At 58.6% G+C, this 6,487-nt stretch carries 6 protein-coding genes, 1 tRNA gene and 1 pseudogene; 5 read left to right on the top strand and 3 right to left on the bottom strand.

Features of this window, described 5'->3' with window-relative positions:
- Positions 1-117: 117 nt before the first annotated feature.
- Positions 118-384, bottom strand: coding sequence for a hypothetical protein (locus E3T51_RS09240; protein ID WP_134529585.1), 267 nt, complete (start codon positions 382-384; stop codon positions 118-120).
- 161 nt (positions 385-545) lie between these two features.
- Here E3T51_RS09240 and E3T51_RS09235 point away from each other — a divergent pair, with 161 nt between their 5' ends.
- From E3T51_RS09235 to E3T51_RS09225, 3 genes and pseudogenes are all read left to right on the top strand, one after another.
- A complete protein-coding gene (locus E3T51_RS09235) occupies positions 546-1,031 on the top strand; it encodes a hypothetical protein (RefSeq protein ID WP_134529584.1) in 486 nt (161 codons plus the stop codon).
- 433 nt (positions 1,032-1,464) lie between these two features.
- Positions 1,465-2,244 (top strand): hypothetical protein, encoded by a 780-nt coding sequence (locus E3T51_RS09230; protein WP_134529583.1) that lies wholly within the window; start codon positions 1,465-1,467, stop codon positions 2,242-2,244.
- Positions 2,245-2,742: 498 nt separating this feature from the next.
- Positions 2,743-3,033, top strand: a pseudogene (locus tag E3T51_RS09225) (tyrosine-type recombinase/integrase); the annotation flags it as partial.
- Between the two features lie 30 nt (positions 3,034-3,063).
- Here E3T51_RS09225 and E3T51_RS09220 read toward each other — a convergent pair.
- Both E3T51_RS09220 and E3T51_RS09215 read right to left on the bottom strand, forming a co-directional pair.
- Positions 3,064-3,135, bottom strand: a tRNA-Arg gene (locus E3T51_RS09220).
- Between the two features lie 69 nt (positions 3,136-3,204).
- Positions 3,205-3,879, bottom strand: a complete 675-nt coding sequence (locus tag E3T51_RS09215) for an iron ABC transporter ATP-binding protein (RefSeq protein WP_134529582.1) — start codon at positions 3,877-3,879, stop codon at positions 3,205-3,207.
- A gap of 41 nt (positions 3,880-3,920) precedes the next feature.
- On the opposite strand from E3T51_RS09215, the gene argS reads away from it, so the two are divergent.
- Positions 3,921-5,597 carry an arginine--tRNA ligase gene (gene argS, locus E3T51_RS09210; RefSeq protein WP_134529581.1) on the top strand — a complete coding sequence of 559 codons (1,677 nt, stop codon included), beginning with the start codon at positions 3,921-3,923 and terminating at the stop codon, positions 5,595-5,597.
- Between the two features lie 2 nt (positions 5,598-5,599).
- The gene (locus tag E3T51_RS09205; RefSeq protein ID WP_134529580.1) at positions 5,600-6,361 is read left to right on the top strand and encodes an LmeA family phospholipid-binding protein; all 762 of its coding nucleotides are present in this window, start codon (positions 5,600-5,602) and stop codon (positions 6,359-6,361) included.
- The last annotated feature ends 126 nt before the right edge of the window (positions 6,362-6,487 follow it).

The following is a 6,487-nucleotide window of genomic DNA, read 5'->3' as shown; positions in this document are numbered from 1 at the left end:
CGCTCTGCCCGTGGTGACGACCAGCTTCACGGCCTCGTCTTTGTACTCAGGGGTGAAGTCCCGACGTGATCTTGCCATAGTGAACATTCTCTCTTGTGAGGTGTCCACACAACGGGGTCAAGGCCAGACTGATTCAAACGCACTGTGCGGGCGTTCTAGTGGCATCGCCAGGCTCAGCGACGTGACGCTGACAATCGAATCGACTGCGGCTCTTTCGCAGCCTTCACGACTGAGTGTGCCGACATAGATAACGTCGCCTGATACGTAGCCTTCGGTGCTCACCACAGGCAACAGGTTTACGCCAGCAGGGACATCCGCGATCAGCTCTGTTCGTTCGCGTAGGTTGATGTTCTTGAATGATGCTGTGCGAAGAGTTGTTGGCATTAATTCAGATGTGTCCTTTGCCCTGAATATGAACGAGCGGCTAGGAAAAGTAAATAGGAGCACACCCCAACTGCTAAAGTCGCCGTGTGACTCCAACTCCTACACCCTCTCCAATACTGATTGAAGTAGTAGGAGGTCAACCAGGTACACCGTCATGGGTCGTGCCAGTTATCGCAGGCATCTTTCTGGTTATCGGTGGTGGGCTGGGTGGAATTATCAGCTTTGTCACCGCTAAGGCGGCTGATATTCGAAAGGCTAAGCGTGACGACACGCAGCTATGGAACGAACGGCTGCTACTCCGAGCCAGCGAGTTTCTGGCGGCACGAGAGACGGCCGTTCACGAGCTCCGGGCTTTGCAACGTATCCCCACCATTCCGGGATCAGCGGATGCTTACAACGCCCAACACCACATCTACGGGCTCGCCATTCGCGCGATGGTATTAAAGGGTCAAGCTCTTGCTTTGATTGCGCCAACCAACGTTCGCATTGCTTCCAAGGGGTTCCTGCCTGATCTAGCACAACTTGAGAGCGACAAGACTGCCAACGACATCCAGTTGTTGAATACGTTCAACCAGAAGAATCTCGACTTCATTGACATGGTTCGCGAGATAGTGGGCGTTCCGGAGTACACAGGGGCCACGAACTAGTTTCGCAAAATCTAGTCCTTACGCCAGAACAGGAACATCGGCTCGTTTGGGGCGCACTGGCTGACTGATACGAGCGTCCACTCCCTTCGGTTCGCATAGACCGCAGAGTCCACGTTTTGCTTCTTCACGGGTGGAACGAGAGTTGTGACCTTATGATCCATGCGGTGACTGTACTCGAAGTGCTCAAAAGAGCTAGGGGATCAGGTGAGCGACCCTGCAAGACGGGCAGATCCAATACAGCGACACGTCAAAGCCAGCGACTTCTAGGCACTGCAAGCAGGCGTGACAGTTCGGGGTCTCGATGTCGTAAACGCTTTCAACGTAATGAGCCAAGTCAAGCGCTAGCCAACACCCCATCCAGCCGCTATCGTGCGATTACTGGGTCGGGCACAGGCGTCCAACCCTCATCGCCATACCAACTCCAGGGAGAGCTATGCGCATCACAGGCCCTACGACAGCACTCGTCAGTGGACTGCTAGCGATCAGCCTTCTGAGCAGTTGTTCGACGAAAGCTAGTACCGATGCTCCCGATCCGGCAGTTGACACCCCGGACACCGTATCCAGCCAAGAACCCATAACGCCCACCGAGCATATCTCCAACGGTAACGACCCCGCAATTACCCCTGAAAATGAAATAGCTACCTTAGAAAGCCTTCGTTTTACTCCCGATTTAGACGGTCAAGCGGTTGGCGAAAAATATACAAGTAATATTAGCCGATGGGGATCAGCTGGCGCGACCTCCGAAACTTTTTATGCATGGGTAGAAGCTGGGCTTCCAGATATGGATATATACGCAGCAGAAATTGCAAAAAACAACGTGCATGTATATGCTACTGGATTGTTCGGTCAGGACTATGAATCTAATCCGTACGTAATGGATTATATAAGCGGTGTCGAAAAAAGCAACGCTGCTGCAATTATCGGCTTCACACAAACCTATAGTGATGAAAACAGGCAAAACTCCAATTCTTTAAACAAAGAACCCCTACAAAGCGAGATCAAAACACTTAGCGTTTCGGTTGAGAGCGAATCCGAAGAAAAATTGATAATTGTGGTTCAACAGCGAGTAGAAATCAACGACGAGAATACTATGTATGCAGGTAGACTACCTAATGGTAATCATATGTCAAATACATACTTAGGGTTAATTAAAGATCCAAATATCGAAGGAAACCGCATTATCTCAACTTTAGATATCAACGATATTAACTAAAGTTAGTCTCCTCGCGTCGAACATAACCGATCAATAATGTCGATACAGTCTGTGAGCCTTCTTCTCTCGCAGGCTTTTGGGGAGATAAATAGCGCCCCGTGGGGCGCTAGATGTCGCGTTGACTGACGTTATTCAGTTTCAACAGGTGTTTCAGCTGGGGTCTTGGCTTGGACTTCGACAGGTGGTTCTACAACTTCTTCCGGTGTACGAGCCGCTTCGATAGCCGCGTCGATCTCTTTGTGAGTCTTCAGTCCAATGACGTCCAGGGTTAAGCCTTCAGCTTCCGCAGACCGTACGTGATGCTCCTATAGTTGTCAATTGATATTTTGGACGGCTTTTTGCTCGTGGAGCCAGTCCCGGAATTGGCTCGCGAGGTTGTCGTCTCGGCTGAGTTCTCGTTCGATTCGGGAGAGGGTGCCGGGCCAGGTGTTGAAGTGTCCGGCCGATTCGCGGAGGGTGATGTGGAGGTCTTCGCGAAATCGGGTGTTTCGACGCGGTTGGTTCGATGCGGCTGCCGTCGAAATCGGCGTGCCGGGACTGACTCCTCATGAACTCCGCCACACGTGCGCAAGCCTGGCCGTTTCTGCGGGAGCAAACGTCAAAGCGCTTCAACGAATGCTCGGGCATGCCTCCGCAAAAGAGACGCTCGACACGTACAGCGACCTCTTCGACGACGACCTTGACAGCGTCGCAACGGCGCTGAATCAGGTCATTATGAAACTAAATGTGGGCAAAATGTGGGCAAGTGACGATACGCCAGCTTTGGCGACAGCTGCTGAAGGGGCTTAGATCCGCGTGATTACGCGGATTTGGCCAATGTGCCCCCAGGCAGATTCGAACTGCCGCCCCTGCCTCCGGAGGGCAGTGCTCTATCCCCTGAGCTATGGGGGCCAGGGTGATTCAAGGTTAGCATCCTGGCTCGGCTGCCAAGACCCATGACGAGCCAGCTGGCAGAATCTGCTAGCCGAGGTGCGACAGCACCGTCGAGATGAGGGACTCCGCATCGCCGGGCTCAAAGAACGCGGAGGTGCTGAGAGTGACCCAGTACTGTTCCGTGAAGACCTGCGCCTGGCCCACGCCACCGGCGTAGGTGAAGAAACCGTCGACGGCCGGCGGGGTACCGTACGTCGGCACGGCCTGGCTGTCGGCATCCGCCTGCTGCTTGAGCGTGGTCATCAACACATCGTTGGGCGCGACGACCGAGACCTCGATGAGTTCGCCGCTGGTCTGGTTTGACCAGCCACAGGTTAGCCCGTTGTAGGTCGTGGCGGTCTCGGCGAGACCGTCAGCGGTTGGCGAATAATTCGGGGCGGTGCCGTAATTCGGGTTGAAATCGTAGACATCCTGCAGGGTGAGCAGGTCGCCACAGAGCTGCGCAATCGGAGAACCGGTCGCTTCCGCTGTCGGGGTGGGAGACGACGACGGCTCAGCTCGCGTCGTCGGGTCAGCGGATGCTTCGCCCGTCGCGGCCGCGGAATCCGTCGGCGTCGGTTCTTCTGCTCCGCTGCAGCCGGCCAAAAGGAGAGCGAGCAGTGCTCCGCCTGCGAGCATCAACCCGGCATGTCGGCGCGTGGCAGCTCCGCCGGTGCGTGCAGCGGTGCGAACAAAAAGGGGGTAGACGCGGGTATCAGTCACGCGTTGACCTTACCAACAGGAGGGGCCGGTACGATTGTGCAGTGACTCCTGCCGAACTCTCCCAGTCCCTTTTCGACCTCATCCAGGGCGTCAGCGAACGCCGACGCGAGGCTGACACGGCAGGGGTAGACCTCGGACTCACCCTCGCCGACGTCGCTGTCGAACGCCCGCGCAACCGCGACCACGGCGACTGGGCTTCAAGCATCGCGCTGAAGATCGCCAAACCCCTCGGTGCGAACCCGCGTGAAATCGCGGCCGAACTGGCCGCTGGTCTCGAACAGCTGGCGGATGTCTCATCCGTTGAAATCGCCGGCCCCGGCTTCATCAACATTCGCCTTGAGGCTGCCGCCGCCGGCGCGCTCGCCAAGACCATCGTCGACCAGGGCACTGTCTACGGCACCGGCCACCTGTATGACGGTCTCAAAATCAACCTCGAATTCGTTTCGGCTAACCCCACCGGGCCCATCCACATGGGCGGCGTGCGCTGGGCCGCGGTCGGCGACAGCCTGGCCCGCGTGCTGGCGGCCGAGGGCGCCGACGTGACCCGCGAGTACTACTTCAACGACCACGGTTCGCAGATCGACCGCTTCGCCCGCAGCGTGCTCGCCAGCTACCTCGGCGAACCCACCCCCGAAGACGGCTACGGCGGAGCGTACATCGGCGATATCGCCGCCAACGTGCTCGCGAAGTACGACGGCGACGTCGCCGCCCTTCCCCGGGACGCTCAGCAGGAGGTGTTTCGCTCGATCGGTGTCGACCTCATGTTCACCGAGATCAAGGACAAACTGCACGGCTTCGGTGTGGACTTCGATGTGTACTTTCACGAGGATTCCCTGCACGAATCCGGCGCCGTCGACCGCGCCATCGAACGCTTGCGCGAGCAGGGCCACATCTTCGAAGCGGATGGCGCCATCTGGCTGCGCACGACCACCTTCGGTGATGATCGTGACCGGGTAATCATCCGCTCGAATGGCGAACCGGCCTACATCTCCGGTGACCTCGGCTACTACCTTGATAAGCGCGAGCGCGGATTCGACCAGTGTCTGATCATGCTCGGGGCCGACCATCACGGCTATGTCGGCCGCATGATGGCCATGGTGTCGGCCTTCGGCGACGAGCCCGGCGTGAACCTGCAGATTCTGATCGGCCAGATGGTCAACCTGCTCAAAGACGGCGAACCGGTGCGCATGTCAAAGCGGGCCGGCACCATTGTCACCCTCGACGACCTCGTCGATGCCGTCGGGGTCGACGCCGGCCGCTACGCCCTGGTGCGCTCGAACAGCGACTCACAGCTTGACATCGACCTCGACCTGCTCGGAAAACGCACCAACGACAATCCCGTCTTCTACGTGCAGTACGCCCACGCCCGCACCTGCTCGGTCGCCCGCAACGCCAGTTCGAGCGGCGTCGAACGCACCGTCTTCGCCCCCGAACTGCTCGTGCACGACAGCGAATCCGCACTGCTGGGCGTGCTGCAGGAATTTCCGCGCGTCGTGGCCCAGGCCGCTGAACTGCGGGAGCCCCATAGGGTGGCCCGCTACATCGAAGAGGTCGCCGGCTACTACCACCGCTGGTACGACAACTGCCGGGTTATTCCCCTCGGCGAAGAACCGGTCACCGACCTGCACCGCACCCGTTTGTGGCTCAACGACGCGACGTGTCAGGTGATCCGCAACGGCCTCGGCCTGCTCGGCGTCACCGCCCCGGAGCGCATGTGATCATGGCCAAAACCAAGCGTCGCGGCCTTGTTCCGCTCATCATTGTCGGCGTACTCGCGATTCTGCTGGTCGTCGCCTATTTTCTCATCGACAGCGGCGTACGTGCGTTCGCGCAGGACCGCGCCGAAGTCGAAATCAGCAACCGGATGCCCGCTTCCGTGACCGGCGACATCACAGTCGCTATCGGCGGCACCTCCGTCATTGCGCAGTTCATCGCCGGCAGCTTCGATGAGATTGAGCTCACCGCACCGAACCTGGCGGTCGACGGCGTGCCGGCCTCCGTTCACGTCGTTGCCCGCGACGTGTCGACCAACACCGCCAAGGCCATCGGCTCGCTCAACGCCACGCTCGACCTCGATCAGGACGCGCTCAATCAACTGGTGCAGGCCTCCGGCACCGCTCCCGCCGACGCCGTGATGACCCTCGGCGACGGCACCGTGGCGTATACCGGCACCGTGAAGTTGTTCGAGTTCAATGTGGGCTATAGCGCCACGGCCACGGCCAGCGCAGCCGGGGACACGCTGAACTTCAGCCCCACCGACGCCACCGTGACGAGCGGCGTCGGCGACATCGACGCGACACCCCTCGTCAACCTGATCCTGCAGCAGGCACCGATCGGGGTCTGCGTTGCGAGTTATCTGCCCGAAGGAATCGAGCTGAGTGGCGTTGATATTTCGCCCGAGCGCGCACGCGTTACGCTGGAGTCAAGCACGCTTATGCTTACCGCGCAGTCGCTGACCACCCTCGGCAGCTGCGCTGGTTAATTCGAACGCCACCATCTGCGGCGGTAGAATACCGCAGGCACACCCGCTCACCCGGGCTGTCAATTTTCCGGCTTCAGGGACCAATCCGGGTTCGCTCGCTGAGATTCCCCTTCGACTCTCGTGAGG

This window comes from Cryobacterium serini (genome assembly GCF_004404025.1).
Lineage (GTDB): Bacteria > Actinomycetota > Actinomycetes > Actinomycetales > Microbacteriaceae > Cryobacterium > Cryobacterium serini.
Note: the sequence above shows the minus strand (reverse complement) of the source record. Positions and strands in the feature narration are given on the sequence as shown.